This window comes from Bifidobacterium sp. ESL0728, from assembly GCF_029392015.1.
Taxonomy (GTDB): domain Bacteria; phylum Actinomycetota; class Actinomycetes; order Actinomycetales; family Bifidobacteriaceae; genus Bifidobacterium.
Window position 1 is genome coordinate 1,478,959 of record NZ_CP113925.1, and the last position, 16,179, is coordinate 1,495,137.

General features: G+C 56.6%; 15 protein-coding genes. 11 read left to right on the plus strand and 4 right to left on the minus strand.

What is annotated here, in order from left to right; translation table 11 throughout:
- Positions 1-77: 77 nt before the first annotated feature.
- From OZX67_RS05825 to OZX67_RS05840, 4 genes are all read right to left on the minus strand, one after another.
- Positions 78-734, minus strand: a complete 657-nt coding sequence (locus OZX67_RS05825; RefSeq protein ID WP_277141739.1) for a hypothetical protein — start codon at positions 732-734, stop codon at positions 78-80.
- Between the two features lie 492 nt (positions 735-1,226).
- Entirely contained in the window at positions 1,227-2,855 is a 1,629-nt protein-coding gene (gene groL / locus OZX67_RS05830; RefSeq protein ID WP_277141741.1) for a chaperonin GroEL, read from the minus strand.
- A 234-nt stretch (positions 2,856-3,089) separates the two neighbouring features.
- On the minus strand, positions 3,090-3,293 hold the full coding sequence (locus OZX67_RS05835) for a cold-shock protein (RefSeq protein ID WP_277141744.1): 204 nt from the start codon (positions 3,291-3,293) through the stop codon (positions 3,090-3,092).
- 209 nt (positions 3,294-3,502) lie between these two features.
- Positions 3,503-4,132 carry a LytR C-terminal domain-containing protein gene (locus OZX67_RS05840; protein WP_277141746.1) on the minus strand — a complete coding sequence of 210 codons (630 nt, stop codon included), beginning with the start codon at positions 4,130-4,132 and terminating at the stop codon, positions 3,503-3,505.
- Positions 4,133-4,259: 127 nt separating this feature from the next.
- On the opposite strand from OZX67_RS05840, the gene OZX67_RS05845 reads away from it, so the two are divergent.
- The 11 genes from OZX67_RS05845 to OZX67_RS05895 all read left to right on the plus strand — a co-directional run bounded on the left by OZX67_RS05845 (position 4,260) and on the right by OZX67_RS05895 (position 16,027).
- Positions 4,260-5,009 (plus strand): uracil-DNA glycosylase, encoded by a 750-nt coding sequence (locus OZX67_RS05845; RefSeq protein WP_277141748.1) that lies wholly within the window; start codon positions 4,260-4,262, stop codon positions 5,007-5,009.
- Between the two features lie 34 nt (positions 5,010-5,043).
- Positions 5,044-6,123 carry a MoxR family ATPase gene (locus OZX67_RS05850; protein ID WP_277141750.1) on the plus strand — a complete coding sequence of 360 codons (1,080 nt, stop codon included), beginning with the start codon at positions 5,044-5,046 and terminating at the stop codon, positions 6,121-6,123.
- Positions 6,120-7,082 (plus strand): DUF58 domain-containing protein, encoded by a 963-nt coding sequence (locus OZX67_RS05855; RefSeq protein WP_277141752.1) that lies wholly within the window; start codon positions 6,120-6,122, stop codon positions 7,080-7,082. Before OZX67_RS05850 ends, OZX67_RS05855 begins: the two co-directional genes overlap by 4 nt.
- A gap of 38 nt (positions 7,083-7,120) precedes the next feature.
- Positions 7,121-7,699 (plus strand): hypothetical protein, encoded by a 579-nt coding sequence (locus OZX67_RS05860; RefSeq protein WP_277141754.1) that lies wholly within the window; start codon positions 7,121-7,123, stop codon positions 7,697-7,699.
- Complete coding sequence (locus OZX67_RS05865) at positions 7,696-8,754, plus strand: VWA domain-containing protein (RefSeq protein ID WP_277141756.1); 1,059 nt, start codon at positions 7,696-7,698, stop codon at positions 8,752-8,754. Before OZX67_RS05860 ends, OZX67_RS05865 begins: the two co-directional genes overlap by 4 nt.
- Positions 8,751-9,809: a VWA domain-containing protein gene (locus tag OZX67_RS05870; RefSeq protein ID WP_277141758.1), complete on the plus strand. Its 1,059-nt coding sequence runs from the start codon at positions 8,751-8,753 to the stop codon at positions 9,807-9,809. Before OZX67_RS05865 ends, OZX67_RS05870 begins: the two co-directional genes overlap by 4 nt.
- Positions 9,806-10,477, plus strand: a complete 672-nt coding sequence (locus tag OZX67_RS05875) for a DUF6466 family protein (RefSeq protein ID WP_277141760.1) — start codon at positions 9,806-9,808, stop codon at positions 10,475-10,477. The genes OZX67_RS05870 and OZX67_RS05875 overlap by 4 nt, the downstream gene beginning before the upstream one ends.
- A gap of 43 nt (positions 10,478-10,520) precedes the next feature.
- Positions 10,521-11,966 carry an adenylosuccinate lyase gene (gene purB, locus OZX67_RS05880; protein WP_277141762.1) on the plus strand — a complete coding sequence of 482 codons (1,446 nt, stop codon included), beginning with the start codon at positions 10,521-10,523 and terminating at the stop codon, positions 11,964-11,966.
- A complete protein-coding gene (locus OZX67_RS05885) occupies positions 11,963-14,494 on the plus strand; it encodes a lysylphosphatidylglycerol synthase transmembrane domain-containing protein (protein ID WP_277141764.1) in 2,532 nt (843 codons plus the stop codon). Before purB ends, OZX67_RS05885 begins: the two co-directional genes overlap by 4 nt.
- 258 nt (positions 14,495-14,752) lie before the next feature.
- Complete coding sequence (locus OZX67_RS05890; protein ID WP_033521170.1) at positions 14,753-15,037, plus strand: HU family DNA-binding protein; 285 nt, start codon at positions 14,753-14,755, stop codon at positions 15,035-15,037.
- A 132-nt stretch (positions 15,038-15,169) separates the two neighbouring features.
- Entirely contained in the window at positions 15,170-16,027 is an 858-nt protein-coding gene (locus OZX67_RS05895) for an inositol monophosphatase family protein (RefSeq protein ID WP_277141773.1), read from the plus strand.
- The last annotated feature ends 152 nt before the right edge of the window (positions 16,028-16,179 follow it).

The window sequence follows — 16,179 nt, forward strand, 5'->3', positions numbered from 1 at the left end:
TTCACCAATCAGCTAAAAGTATAAAAAGTATCCGCTTTAACTAGAGCAAACAAGCACACCGTGCCGCCGATGATACTTTATTTCTTCTTTCGGTGACGTGGACCTTGGGACTTGTGTTTTTCGCTTTGTGTCGAGCCTTCGGTATTGGCTTGCTCTACTTCAGTTTTTCCATCGCTCGCTTCATCGGCTTCGGTCTTGCCTTTGTCGGAATTGCCGGTTTTCTTTTTTGTTCCGTTACGCTTATGCAACACAAGACCCACGCCTATAGCGACGAGAACCACCACTATCCCGATGAAGACGCCGATGATGAGCTTCGGCTTTTTTGAAGCCTCTTGCTTGTGCAGCACCTTGATTTCATCCATCATGGCGCATGCCGAACCTGACCAATCGGGATTGTCGCCTTTTTGTATCGGGCCAAGCGCCGCTTGGGAAAGTTGGGAGACGTGACCTTTGTCTTTGAGCCAGTTGTCGGAATTGTGGGAGACGGCAACCACCAATCTGCCGTCATTGGAAGCCACCGCGAGCAAAACCGTGTTGGCGGGAGGATTGGTGGATTGCAGGCTATCCCCCGCCCACTTGTCGGGGTCTTTGGTTCCCGTGAAATTGGCCAAATACAAAAGCCGTACCGTCACACCGGTTTCCTGTTTGGTCGAAGCGATCTCATCGTTGACTTTGGAGACATTACCACCGAGAAGGTTCTGCGGATCGGTCACATCACTGCTGAGCTCGCCCATCGATGAGCCTGCCGCCTGAGCCGGTTGTGCGAAACCGAGAAGAAGCGAGGAACAGAGCACGCAGACCATGCAAAAAACGAGAAATTCCAAAATCTGTTGAGAACCACGTCTCACTGGTCGTTTACGCGCCAAAAGGTTACAGGGGAATCCGTTTGAGCTTTCGGTTCCATCGGTAGGACGCAAAATACTGGCTGACATATGAACCACTGTAGCGAAGAGGTTCACCAACAAAGCACGAGTCCGCTAACGACACAAAGAAGCCCGAACGAGGAACATACCGGTGGAAAGACATTTTTTAAAAAAATAAATGGAATAGGCTGTTTTCTCGATCATGTATTCGTGTGATTGATTATCACCTGTCAACCAACAACTAGCAGTCGACGACCTATCGGGCCAGAAGACAAGAAAGCGCTGACACCTCAAAAAGATGCCAGCGCCTTAAAATCCTAACGATTTCCTACAGCTTTTAAGCTTGCGGAATCAGGCTTCGGATCAGTAGCCCATGTCGGCGCCCTGAGCGGCTGGAGCAGCCGGCTTCGGTTCCGGCTTGTTGGCGACCACGGCTTCGGTGGTCAGGAACAGACCGGCGATGGAAGCGGCGTTCTGGAGTGCGGAACGGGTGACCTTCAGCGGGTCGGCCACGCCGGCCTCGAGCAGATCCTCGTACTGGTTGGTCGCGGCGTTGAAGCCTTGGCCTTCAGGGAGCTCACGAACCTTGTTCAGGACGACATCACCGGAGACACCGGAGTTCTCGGCGATCTGCTTGATCGGGGCTTCGATGGCGCGGAAGACGATGGCAGCACCGGTGGCCTCTTCATCGGTCAGCGCCTTGACATCAGCGGATTCCTCGGCCTTCTTGGCAGCCTGGACGAGCGCGACGCCACCGCCGGGCAGCAGGCCCTCTTCGATGGCGGCCTTGGCGTTGCGCACAGCGTCTTCGATGCGGTGCTTGCGTTCCTTGGCCTCGACCTCAGTGGCGGCGCCAACCTTGATGACGGCCACGCCACCGGCGAGCTTGGCAAGACGCTCCTGCAGCTTCTCGCGGTCATAGTCGGAATCAGTGTTGTCGATCTCGGCGCGAATCTGCGAGACGCGAGCCTCGACGTCTTCCTTGGAGCCGGCACCGGAAACGATGGTGGTCTCATCCTTGGAGACGATGACCTTCTTGGCCTGGCCAAGCACGGACATATCCACGGAGTTGAGCTTCAGACCCAGATCGTCGGAGACGACCTGTGCGCCGGTCAGGATGGCGATATCCTGCAGCATGGCCTTGCGGCGGTCGCCGAAGCCAGGAGCCTTGACGGCGCAGGAGTTGAAGGTGCCACGAATCTTGTTCAGAATCAGGGTCGGCAGCGCTTCGCCGTCGACGTCCTCGGCGATGATGAGCAGCGGCTTGCCGCTCTTCATGACGAGCTCGGCGATGTGGACGACATCCTCCTGGCTGGAGAGCTTGCCGCTCGTCAGCAGGATGTACGGGTTGTCGAGCACCGCGGTCTGGTCGTCATTATTGGTGACGAAGTACGGGGAGATATAGCCCTTGTCGAAGCGCATGCCCTCGGTGAACTCGAGGTCAAGGCCGAAACGGTTGTTGTCTTCGACGGTCACTACGCCATCCTGGCCGACCTTGTCGAGGGCCTCGGCGATTTTCTCGCCGATTTCGGGATCGCCGGCGGAAATCGTAGCGGTAGCAGCGATCTGCTCCTTGGTCTCCACATCCTTGGCCACGGAAACGAGTTCCTTGACCACGGCGTCCGAAGCCTTCTCAATGCCACGGCGCAAAGCCACCGGGTTGGATCCGGCGACCACGTTCTTCAGGCCTTCGTGTACGAGCGACTGGGCGAGCACGGTCGCGGTAGTGGTGCCGTCGCCTGCGACGTCATCGGTCTTCTTGGCGACTTCCTTGACCAGTTCCGCACCGATACGTGCGTAAGGATCTTCGAGATCGATTTCCTTGGCGATGGAAACACCATCGTTGGTAATGGTCGGAGCGCCATAGCTCTTGTCAAGCACGACGTTGCGGCCCTTCGGGCCCAGCGTGACCTTGACGGTATTGGCGAGTTCATCGAGACCCGCAAGCATTCCTTGGCGAGCTTCCTCGTCGTATGCAATCATCTTTGCCATTGTTTCCTCCACAAGTGGCTACACAGCTTATATTGACTCACCCAAAACCAACAAGCACGATAACCAACCGTCAGCTGCCGATTATCACTCTCAGGCTTCGAGTGCTAATTGCAAGATTAGCACTCCCACCCGTCGAGTGCCAAAATTGATGAAATTGCGCTGTTGGCATGAAAAAACGTAGGGCCGATTCTTAATGAACCGGACCCTACGTTAAATGTAGCTACTGGCTAGTAATCAGAGCTTGGTGACGCTTGTCGCCTGCAGACCCTTCGGGCCCTGCTCAAACTCATATTCCACCTTATCGCCGTCGTCAAGCTTCTTGAAGCCATCACTTTGAATAGCGGAATAGTGGACGAATACATCTTCGCTCCCGTCATCGGGGCTGATGAATCCGTAACCCTTGCCAGCATTGAAGAACTTCACGGTACCTTGTGCCATAATAACCATTCTCTCATCCGAGTGTCACGCGAAAACAATATGAGGCACCCGGCTGATTCCGAATACCACATCACGTAACATGTTTTTACTATAGACAGAACCCCAGTCAAAAACACGCAACACGCCGAGAAAATGAACAATAAACACATAAAAAATGGAAGAGAGCCTCTAATTAGACCCCATCACAAAAGAACCCCACGTGCTGAGAATCAATTGAGAAGCATCACAACAATGGCCTGAGGAATGCCACTGTGCTGTTCAACAGCCTGAATACCCAAGGTATTCGCCACATCCTGTGCCGTCGCCTTGTCGTTATCGTTCTGATACCAGACAACGGTGGAGGCAGGAAGTGCGCCAGACGCGTTGCCGGCGGTAACGCTGGAATACCCGGCCTGGTCAAGCACGGCCTTCTTCTTGGCGGCATAGCCTGTGGTGTGGGTGGCATTGATGACCTGAACCGCGGTCTGCTTATTGACCTGCTGGGCAGGCTGGGGCGCAGCTTGTTGTTGTTGCTGCTGCTGATTGGTGGATGTGTCGGTATCGGACTTGCTCTTCGTGTCCGTGTCCTCTTTGACGACCTTTTTCTTCTCGGTCTTCGGAGCAGCTACCGTCTGGGATTGGCTCTGGCTATGCCCACTAAAGGTTTTCTGCAGCTCACCTGAATAGAAGCCCCAGACCAAAAGACCCGCCAAGATAGCCACAATCACGACAATAATATAAGGGACCGAGCGGGAAAGCAACGAGGTATTGCCACGGTGAACACCTATAGGACCTTTGGGGGGGTTGTCGAACGCGTCCTTCTGATAAGACTCATAGTTACCCCGGTCATCGCGCGCCATAATTCTCCTCCGTGTGTACAACTACAAACAATTCATACTAACTATAGCGTCCTCCACCGCCAAAACTCCATCCTTGCTGAAAATCCTCAAAAAATAAACATACCGACCCGAATCTAAAGTAAATTCCATGAGCGAAACCCATATCAAACCACTTTCAGAACTTGTCGAGGCCGGTTGGGCGCAGGCGCTGGCCGATGTGGAACCGGACATCCACCGTATGGGAGACTTCCTGCGCGCCGAACACAGGGCCGGACGCCGTTATCTGCCGGCGAGCCGCAACATCCTGCGGGCCTTCACAATACCGTTTGATTCCATCAAGGTACTGATCGTCGGGCAGGACCCCTACCCCACTCCCGGTCATCCTGTAGGACTGAGCTTCTGCGTGGCCCCCGACGTGAGACCCGTACCCAAAAGCCTGCAGAATATTTATAAGGAGATGCACGACGACCTCGGCCTGCCGATTCCGCAAAACGGCGACCTCACGCCGTGGTGCAGCCAAGGGGTCATGCTCCTCAACCGTTGCCTGACGGTGGGTGTCGGCCGTCCCAACAGCCATCAGGGAAAGGGCTGGGAGAAAATCACGGACGCCGCCATCACGGCTTTGAACGCCCGCCAAGACGCACAGGGAAACCCGAAACCGTTGGTCGCCATTCTCTGGGGCCGCAACGCACAAAGCCTCGAACCGCTGCTGACCCACGCATTCATCATCAAATCCCCTCACCCCAGTCCGCTTTCCGCTTCAAGGGGATTCTTCGGTTCTCGTCCGTTTTCACGTGCCAACGCGGCATTGCAACAGATGGGGGCCGCACCGATCAATTGGGATCTTACGTCGGGCTCGACTCTACCTTCGGCTACAATGCCTCACACAGAGCAATAAACATCCGAATCTAGAAATTTAGAATTGAAGCGTTATGGCCATTTTCCCTCCACATCCACGCTCATCGCAGCCTGCCGAGCAGCAACAGCCCGCCACATCCATTCCAGCCCCCGCCGCCTCGAACACGGGAGTAAGTGAAGGCACCCGCGCCAAACAGCTCGCCGACCGCATCCGCATGCGTTTCGCGCAGACACTCATCGGCCAGGAGAATCTTCGTGAAGCTCTCATCACCACGATGATCGCCGGTGGCCATATCCTCATCGAATCGGTTCCCGGCCTTGCCAAGACCACGGCGGCCCAGACTTTGGCGACTTCGGTTTCCGGCACATTCCGACGCGTGCAGTGCACACCGGACCTGATGCCTTCGGATTTGGTGGGCACCCAGATCTTCGATTTCTCCACCCAGCAGTTTTCAACGCAAATCGGCCCGATTCACGCCAATTTCGTGCTGCTTGATGAAATCAACCGTTCCAACGCGAAAACGCAGTCAGCCATGCTCGAGGCGATGGCGGAAGGAGCGACGACCATCGGCGGCAAGCGCATCGCGCTGCCCAAACCGTTCATGGTCATCGCCACGGAGAACCCCATTGAAGAAGAAGGCACCTTCACCCTCCCCGAAGCACAGATGGACCGTTTCATGATGAAAGCCGTCATGACCTACCCCAGCGCCGCCGACGAAACGCGTATGCTCTCGATGCTCACGCTTCGTGGAACGGACGTGGTCGATCCCACCGCTCCGGCACAGGACGCCCTGAGCATCGCCGACGTCGATTTCCTACGCTCTGCCGCCCGACGCGTCCACGTTTCGGAAGCCATCATGAATTATGCGGTTGATCTGGTCGCCACTTCTCGTGGCGCCGGCAGCCACCCCATCAAGAACCTTGCTGCCAAAGTACGCTTGGGCGCAAGTCCCCGCGCCTCCATTTCGTTGGTTCGCATCGGACAGGCGCAGGCCCTGTTGAACGGGCGTGACTATGTGATTCCCGAGGACATCAAAAAGTTTGTCCATGAAATCATGCGACATCGTATCCTTCTGACCTTCGAAGCCCAGGCCGAAGGCACCAGCACCGACCAGATCATCGATTCCATCGTCGAAACGGTGCCCGTTCCATGAGACCCGACCCACGTCACGTCTCGCCGGAAGCGAAAAACGTGCGCAGGAAAATCGAAACGCTTTCCTCAACGCTGAACCTGCCTACGGTACGCCGTGCCTTAGGGGTGCTCGAAGGCGAACATTCGTCCTCACGACTCGGCGGAAACAACGACCCCATGTCCACCAGGGACTACACCTTCGAGGACGAGGCGCGGCTCATCGATTGGAAAGCCAGCGCGAAACTCGGGCATCCCATGGTCATCGACCGCGAGCGCCTGGTCACCTCACGCGTCCATTTGCTCATCGACAACGGTCTGGAAATGGAGGGCCGCACAATTTCGGGGGAAACCGCGAGAGAAGTGGCCGGCAACGCCATGTGCATGTTCGCGGCCCTGAGCGCACGACGCCACGACAGGATCTCACTGGTGTTCGGCGACAGTCTCAACATCATCCGCAAACCGTTCAAGGGCGGTCTGGCACAATTCGAGCAGGCCATCGACAACGCAGTGGGGGCAGAAAAGCGTCATCCTCGCAATTTCGAGGCGCTGCTTACCTATGCCCGTACATTGACCGACAAAGGTTCGCTGGTGGTCATCGCCACCGACGAACATGCCCTGAGCGGCGACCATATGCGCTCTTTGAGGCTTATCGCGGCGATGCACCCGCTGATGCTCATCGATGTCGCGACGTTGAATCCGTTTCGAAAGGTCCCGTTCGGCCAGATCACTGACGGAATCGACGGACGCCGCATTCCCGCATTCCTGATAGGCCGGCAATCCGCGGATTCCGTCGACGCCCATCGCCGATATCTGACCGCCCAATTGCAGGAGCACCTCAAAGCCTGTGGCGCCACGTTGATACGCGCGACTTCCAGCGAAGACATGTTCTCCCAATTCATCCATCTGGTAAGCGTGACCCTGAAACAGACCTCGTACGCATCATTCGAGCCTTCCTCCGCCGTCGCAGGAGGAATGGCATGATTTTTTCGATGCATTCCCTGACTTTATGCAATTACACGATGGCGGCGAAAATCCAAAAGCCCATCCATTTCTCAGCCTTCCAAAATATGCTGCAGGCGAACAACGCCGACATGGCCGATTACAAGCCGGAAGGCCTGATTACGATGCCGACGGCGCTTATCGTCGCCTTCATCGTCTTTCTTGCGGCCGCGGTTATTCTGGTCATTGCGATATTGGTGCTTTCAAGGCCCCAAAAACAGGCCCCCGCGAAAGTCCACGGTGCCCATAGCACACAAAACGACAAAACGGTTTGGCGTGCGCGGATCAATGACATTGTGGAGCGCCATGCAAAAGGCGAATTATCGCGAGATACGGCACTACAGGAACTGGCTCAGGTTGCACGTGATTTCGCTGGTGCAAAAACCAATAAGGACATGAGTTCCTACACCCTTGCCGATATCAACCATCTTCCCGTCCCCGCTTCGTCAGACCCAGGGATGAAGCTCTTGCGTCAGACCATCACCGCCCTCTATCCTCCCGAATTCGCCGACGTCGAACGCCATGCGCAAGCCCGTTCCACCAGCGTGGAGCAAGCTGCCGAATGGGTTTCCAACCTGATTGAAAGGTGGCGGAAATGAACCTCGAATGGCATTGGCCCTGGGCCGGCCCAATCGGGCTCGTCGCCGCGATCGTCCTGATCGTCGTCTGGCTTTTGATCTGTACTCATCGGCCGAGCAAGTCGGCCCAGATTCCGGTCTTCGACCTTGGCGAAGACCTCAACACCGAACACGTGAGCGAGCTGTTCCGGCAGTGGCGTGTTTTGGGACGTGTCGCTGTGTTGGTTTTGGCTGCTTCGCTGCTGGTCTCATTGGCCACCGTCTCACGGCCTTCCACAGTCGACGAGGCAGACGAAAGGGCCTCCAACCGCGATATTGTATTGTGTCTGGACGTCTCCCCTTCAATGCTGTCATATGATCATGAGGTTCTTGCCTCTTATCAACGCCTCATTTCCAATTTCAAGGGCGAGCGCATCGGTTTGAGCTTGTTCAATTCCACTTCACGCACACTCTTCCCATTGACCGACGATTACCAGTTGGCTTCCGGCCAGCTCAAAAACGCCAGCGACATTCTGGAAAGCATCTCTTCACAAGACAAGATCGACAAAACCGATCCGCGCACCTTGCAGAAGTTCTCCGACCTCATCGAGGGCACCCAAAACCGCAAGGACCAGACCAGCCTGATTGGCGACGGCCTAATCAGCTGTGCGGCAATGCTGCCCGGTTTCACTTATGGCAAGACGAATCGTTCCCAAGACGAGGCCGACAAGGCATCGATCGTGCTGGCGACGGACAATTTCTCCGGCAAATCGACCTATACGCTGGGCTCGGCCTTGGACCTGACGCGTAAGGCGGGCATCGTGGTGGACGGGCTGTATGCAGGGCCCAAGAGTAGCGAGAACGACGACTCGACCATTGAAATGCAACGCGACATCACCTCCCACGGCGGTTCATATTTCTCCGTTCATTCCGGCAAGCCGATAGAAAACCTCGTGCAGACCATAGAAAAGCGGAAAAACCGAGACGAAGAGAGGGTCCGTAAGGCGGCTCTGGTGGATGCTCCCGGTTGGTGGACATTGACATTGGCGCTTTTGGTGGCGCTTTGGATAGGCCTTGCTTGGAGGCTCAAACGATGAACCTCGATAATTTGAAGACCCTGCGTTTCAACCCGGCACTGGGATGGCCGGCCGGTATCGCCATCGCGGCAGTCATGATCGGCTTTGCGATCGCCGTAGTCGTCATCCACCGACGCCGAAAAGGCGAAAGCGACGAGACGGTAGGGGCATGCGTGCGTCGTTGCGCCATCTGCGTCATCATCGCGATTCTGGCATTGACCCCTTCCACCATCGCCAGCACGACGAGCAGGGCGGTCAATACCACCGATGTGGTGATTGCCACCGATGTGACCGGTTCCATGGCCGTGGACGACGCGCAATATGGCTCGCCGACGACGATGACAAGACTGGATGCGGCCAAAAAAGCCATAGACGATTTGACCAGCATCTATGACAATTCGAGCTTCGCGGCCGTGCACTTCGGCGCCAGCGCAACCTTGGATGTCCCGCTGACTCCTGATGTCGGTGCCATCCACAACTGGGCCTCGGGCCTCAACACGGAACCGACAGCCGTCTCCGCCGGATCGAACCTGGATGCTCCGATCGACCCGCTGCTGGTAGCCCTCAAACAAATGCGCGCCGCCCATCCGCAGGACAAAATCGTACTGTACTACATATCTGACGGCGAGCAGACGTCTTCGAAACCACGCCGCACCTTCTCTTCCCTTCGCCAGTATCTCGACGACGCCTTCACGCTTGGTGTCGGCAGCGAGCAAGGCGGGCAGATCCCGGAAGTCAAAGCCGGCCCCAGCGACTCCGAAAACAATCAACCCGACACCAGTGATCAAGGATGGGTGAAAGACCCCGCCACCGGCCAGCCTGGAATATCGAAAATGGATAAGAAAAACCTTACCGAAATCGCCGACGAAATGAGCGGAAAATGCATCGTGCTCGATAGCACGCACAAGCTCGACAAGTCCTCCGTGACCTCGATTTCCAAACACTTCAGAACCGTGGACACCCCCAAACGACGCGAACGCGTCATGCCCCTCATCTGGCCTTTCTCCATAGCATTGGCAGCGCTGCTGGCCATGGAAATGGCCAGCTGGCTGACGAATTCAAGGAGGCTGCTATGAAGAAGAACAGAAACAAAGACCTCGCCGCCCCTCTGCCTCCTTCCGCCCCGGCCAAAGAGCCCAAAGAACGCAAAGGCCGACCCAAGGCGAGCCCTTCCGTTAGCTTGAAAGCCAACGGTGGAAAACGGCAGGCAATGGCGTCATTGCCCGTACGGATCGTTATGGGGATAATGGCGGTTATCTTTCTGGCAATTGCCGGCGTACTGCTGGCGAACATGACCGCCATCGACAATTATAACCAGGCCACGGCATCGCTCAACGCTGGCCTCGAATACGCCAAGAAGCCGAATGCCGACCCGCAACGGCTCAAGGCACAACTCGACCAGGCCAACACCCAGTTCAACAACGCCCGCCGTCTGGGAGTCCTGCTGACCCCGAACACGAAGGAACTCATCAACGTCAACAGTGGCATTTCCGGCAAACTCACCACTTCGGTCAAGCACAAGATAGCCAGCACCGACGCTAACGGAAACGGGACTGCCGGCAAAGGCAACGGCAAAGGCTCAAGCTCTTCCAATTCCGGCAATGGAGACAACCAAGGGCTTACCGATGAACAGCGCAAACAGGTCGAGGAAACGCTCAAAGCCAATCAACCTAATGGTCCGGTTAACGGTGACCAGAAAACCCCGACGAAAACCGACGATGGCACCAACGTCAAGCCTTGGTGAAGACAGTGGGTTCAGACAACGGGTTGCGCTAAGGTAAAGGCTTATGCAGCTGACCCAAATTTCACCGGCAATCGCGTTGACTTCACTCGATGGACGTTATCACAAACAGACAGCTCCGCTTGTCGAATACTTAAGCGAGCCCGCACTGAACCGCGAACGGATCACCGTCGAAATCGAATGGATGATTCTTCTGGCCAACGGCTACGAGGGCAACGGCAATGTGCCGGTGCTCGATGGCATCAAGCCGCTTACAGACACTGAAATCAAGTACCTTCGTGACATTCCGGAGAACTTCGGGGCCGAAGGCATCGCCCGTCACGCCGCTTATGAGGCAAAGACGCATCACGACGTCAAGGCCGTCGAATACTACATCGACGACGAACTGGATCGCGCTTCAAGCGTTCTCGGAGACGACACGCAACTGCCGAACCTCAAGACCCTGGTGCATTTCGCCTGCACTTCCGAAGACATCAACAACCTGGCCAACGCCCGTTGCATCAAGAAGGCCGTAACCTTGGTCTGGCTGCCCAAAGGCCAGGAACTGACGGATTTCCTGGCCTCAAAAGCCGAGGAATTCAGAGACCTGCCAATGCTCGCTTTGACGCACGGACAGCCCGCAACCCCCACGACGCTTGGCAAGGAACTGGCCGTCTTCGTCCACCGTCTTCGTCGTCAATTGAAGCACATCGAGCATCAGGAATACCTCGGCAAGATCAACGGCGCAACCGGCACGTTCGGTGCCCATACCATCGCCTGCCCGGATGCGGACTGGCTGGCGATCTCACGCGAATTCGTCACCAACCGTATGGGACTGACTTGGAACCCGCTGACCACCCAGATCGAAAGCCACGACTGGCAGGCGGAGCTTTACGGCACCATCAGCCATACCAACCGCATCCTGCACAACCTGGCGGTGGATATCTGGATGTATATCTCCCGCGGCGTTTTCGCGCAGATCCCCGTCAAAGGCGCAACCGGCTCGTCGACCATGCCGCACAAGGTCAATCCGATTCGTTTCGAGAACGCCGAGGCGAACCTCGAACTTTCCTGCTCGTTCCTCGACACACTTTCCAGCACGCTGGTCGAAAGCCGCTGGCAGCGCGATTTGACCGATTCCACCACGCAGCGCAATATCGGCGCGGCGCTCGGCTATTCGTTGCTTGCCCTGAACAATCTGCTCAGCGGCCTCAAGTCCATCCATCCCAATTTCGAGGTCATTAACCGTGAGCTCGACGAAAACTGGGAGGTGCTGGGTGAACCCATCCAGACGGCCATGCGCGCCCAGGAATTCGCCGGACGCCAGGGCATGGAACGCCCGTATGAGAAGGTCAAGGAACTCATGCGCGGCAAAAGCATATCCAAGGCCGACATCGAATCGTTCATCGATTCCATGGACTTTGACCAGGCCACCGCAGCCCGTCTCAAGGAGCTTACCCCGCAGACCTATACTGGTCTGGCCTCGCAACTGGTGGGTTTTGACGGGCAATGAGCGACAAAACGCCCTCTACGCCATTTACTGAGGGATCATCTTCAGCAGCTTCAGGTTCGCCGTCAACTCCGGCGACGAACCCCATCAAACCTGCTGATCAACAAGTATTGCAACCGCAAAAGCAGCATCGGCCGGTCGATATCGACGACGTCGCTCCGCAGCGAGCCCACAACGCCAACGATCTGCTCCATGCCGTCGCTGCACTGATACTTGCCGTTGCCGTCATCGTTTTCGTCACTTACATGCACGGCATCACCACCGGCGTCGAACACGACGCCAAAACCGCCGGCCAGGCATTCACCTGGCTTATGGATCTGCCATTTTCCATCCTTCAGCAATTCCTGAGTTTCGCCATCATCATCAGCGTGCTGATCCACCTGCTCATCAACAGGGAATGGTTCCAGTCCGCGGTTTCGGTGGTGGCGCTCTTCTGCGGATACGCCTTTATTCTGGGACTCTCTTTCGTACTGGCCCATCTAGGTGTGCCGTCGTTGCTGGACGCCTTGCAATCCAGTGAGGGCGCCGGGCCGGCGATGCTGCCGGACTTCTACGCAGGCATCGGCGCGTTTCTGACCGTTGCGGGACCGAAACGTTCCCGCTCCTCGGTCAAATGGGGATGGAACACCCTGTTCATCGCGGCCGCGGTGTTCGTCATCGTCTCTTGGCATTCCGTAGCCGGGACCATCGTCTCCTTTGCTCTCGGCCGCATTATCGGTCTGGTGTTGCGCTTTGCGATGGGAACCCGGACCCAGGGGCTTTGGGGTTCTGGTATCATTCAGGCGGTGGACAGCATAGGACTTAATCTTACGCAACTGCACCGGCGCAAAGACGACAACGAAACAGGAGCCCTCAAGTCGAGGCTCGACGACGACCTTATCGAAAACTCGCGGATCTATGACGCCAAGGACGAACAAGGCAAACACTATATCATCTCCGTGTTGGACTCACTGCCCCATGCCGCCGGTTATCTGAACCAGCTGTGGCAGGGCCTGCGGTTCACCGGCGTCGCCATCCGCCGCGACCGTTCGGCCAGCGATGCCATTCACCACCATTTTTCGATGCTCCTGGGTCTTCAATCCTGCGGACTGACGACACCCAGCCCCTACGGCGTCATGGACAGCGAGGAATCCTCGGTACTCGTACTGGATGTCACCAACACGCCGAGCCCGGTCGACCTCGACAACCTCAGCGAAGACGCGATGGTCGATTATATGGATTATCTTGCCAAAGCGAACAGCCGAGGCTACACACACCGTCGCATCACCCCCGATACGCTTGCCCAAATCCACGGCGAACACGTCATCGTCGGCTGGCAGAACGGCGACTATGCCAGTGGCAGCACCAATATCGCCATGGACAAGGTACAGCTTCTGGTATTGCTCGCTGCGTTGAGCGACCCCCGGCTTGCCATCAAGGCGGCGCTCAAGGTCTGGGACCGTCAGACGTTGATTTCCCTGGCACCTTTTATACAGAAAGTCGCCATTCCATCGGCCACCAGAAACCTGCCCGGGTGGAACAAACAACTGCTTGGCGAAGTGCGCGACGGCCTCAACGCGCTCGACCCTCACGATGAGGTCGTGGCGGCGGAACCCGTGACGCTGGCCCGTTTCAACGTCAAATCCTTTGTGTCCATCACCTTGCTCATCATCGCGGTGGCTGTCATCTTCACACAGCTGAGGCCCAACGAGGTCATCGCTGCGGTGCGTCACGCCAATCTGGGCTGGGCCTTGGTCTGTCTGCTGCTTTCGATGCTTGCATGGGTCGGCTCGGCGATCACCCTCGGCTCGTTTATGGACCACGGCAAGCGGCACCCCTTCGACCTGTTCTGCTCTCAGGCATCATCCGGCTTCACCGCGGTCTCGATGCCGGCCGGTGTGGGGCCTGCGTTCGTCAATCTCCAGTTCCTGCGCAAGAACGGGTACAAAAATACCGCCGCCACCGCCATCATGTCGGTGACGTGGGCGGTACAGGGCCTGACGACCATTGTTCTGCTGCTGATCATGGGACTGTTCACGGGCCGCAACATGCTTTCCGGCATGGTGCCGACCAACACGTTGGTCGTGGTCATCGGCGCCATCGTGCTGGTGCTCTGCCTATGCATGGCCATCACCCCGATCCGGCGCATGATTGTCGACAAATATCTGCCGATTCTTCGTTCCTACGCCCACCAATTGGTCGAAGTTCTGGCCCAGCCGCAGAAACTTGCCGCCGGTATCGTCGGCGCGTTGATCCTGAACATCGCCACCGGTCTTGGCTTCTGGGCGGCCTTGATGGCATTCGGCACATACTTCAATCCGCTGGAAACCATTTTCGTCTTCCTTTTGGCCAATACGCTCGGCAGCGCCGCTCCCACACCAGGTGGTCTGGGAGCCGTCGAGGCCGCACTCACCTTCGCCTTCACCTCTGTCGGCGTGCCAGCAGCAGTCGCTTTGAGCGCCACGCTGCTCTATCGAGTCGGCTTCTACTGGTTGCGTATCCCGATCGGCGCTCTGGCGATGAAACGGCTTGACCACCGCAATCTGCTTTGATCGTTCGAATGATATTCCTCATCATGTTGGAAAGATAAGCGGATGCGTGCGATAAAGCTGAAAATCGAAGTTCAAAACGAATTCAGTTTGATTTTTCATCGAAATACACTTAAAAATACCCCCTGTATGGCCTAAATCTTTACAAATCCGCGAAAAAACTATTGTAATCGGCGGTATTTGGCGAGACTTTGGGCTAGAATATACAACTGAAACGTGGCTTTCACCAAACAGAAAGCCCCTAATCAAGAAGGATTCTTCATGGCATACAACAAGTCTGATCTCGTTTCGAAGATTGCACAGAAGTCCAACCTGACCAAGGCCCAGGCCGAAGCGGCCGTCAACGCCTTCCAGGATGTGTTCGTCGAGGCAATGCAGTCCGGCGAAGGCCTGAAGCTCACCGGTCTCTTCTCCGCCGAGCGCGTTCGTCGCGCTGCTCGCACCGGCCGCAACCCGCGCACCGGCGAAACGATCAAGATTCCTGCATCCTACGGTGTCCGCATCTCTGCCGGCAGCCTCCTCAAGAAGGCCGTTGCCTCCAAGTGAGACATTCATAGGATCATCTGATCTTCAAAACCTCCGATTGCAATTCGACCGGAGGTTTTTTCATGCGGTTTTGGGGTTATAAAGCCTACGGGATAGTATATAGACGGCAAAAAAGAAAACAGGCAGGTAGATATGACGACTAATCCAAGGGCATTGGCGCTCAAAGTGGCTCAGGTGACGCAGGACGCCGGCAAGCACGCGCTTCAGGACCAGATCAATCCGCAGGATTTTGCCGAACTTGAAATTCCTTCGACCTCGAGGCAACTGGGGAGCACCATCGACAAGAAGCTCATCGCCTTCGTTGAAAATCGTCTCAACTATCTTGAACCCTTCGACGGTATGTGGCGAGACAGGCCGGAAAACGCGAAACCCGGCGACCGTTTCTGGTGCGTGGGGCCGATTGACGGAGCCATCAATTTCCGGCGCAACATGAGCGAATGGACCATCACCGTCTCACTGTTCGAATTCAACGAAGAGAATTCGGCACAGCCGATTCTGGGCGTCGTCCACGCCCCGGCGCTTGGGCTCACCTATCTGGCCGCTGAGGGCCAGGGAGCTATCCGCATCCGTCGCACTCCCATCGGCGAGAAACGCGGCAAGGTACTCCCCTCCACCATCAGCACGCTGACCGGTTCGGTGGTGAGTTTCGGCATGTCCCATGTCCCTGCGGAATCCGAACGCGCGTTCCACGTTTTAAGCGAGATAGCCGGCAAGCCCGCCGACGTCAAACGTATCGGGCCCGTCTCGCTCGACCTGTGCAAGGTGGCAGACGGCACCTATGACGCCTATTTCGAGCCGCATCTACACCGCTGGGACATCCCCGCGGTGTCCGCCGGCACCGTCGTGGTACGCCAGGCCCAGGGCAGGGTGAGCCGCTGGAACGGCAACCCCATCCATTGGCGTAGCGAAAACGACATCGTGGCCACCAACGGTCCGATTACCGACGATCTCAAGCCGTATCTGGTCGATCTGGCCTATCCGTTCCAATAAATGACGGCCTGATTACGGGCTTCCGCTTTTCAGCGATACCGATTTTCCGCGATACGTCTTTTTCGCACGTATTGCAAAGGTGGCTTTCCAAAGCAGGAAAATATCGAATGTCGTCAAGCCCGGATACCGGTGGACGCAGGTTGAATATCAGT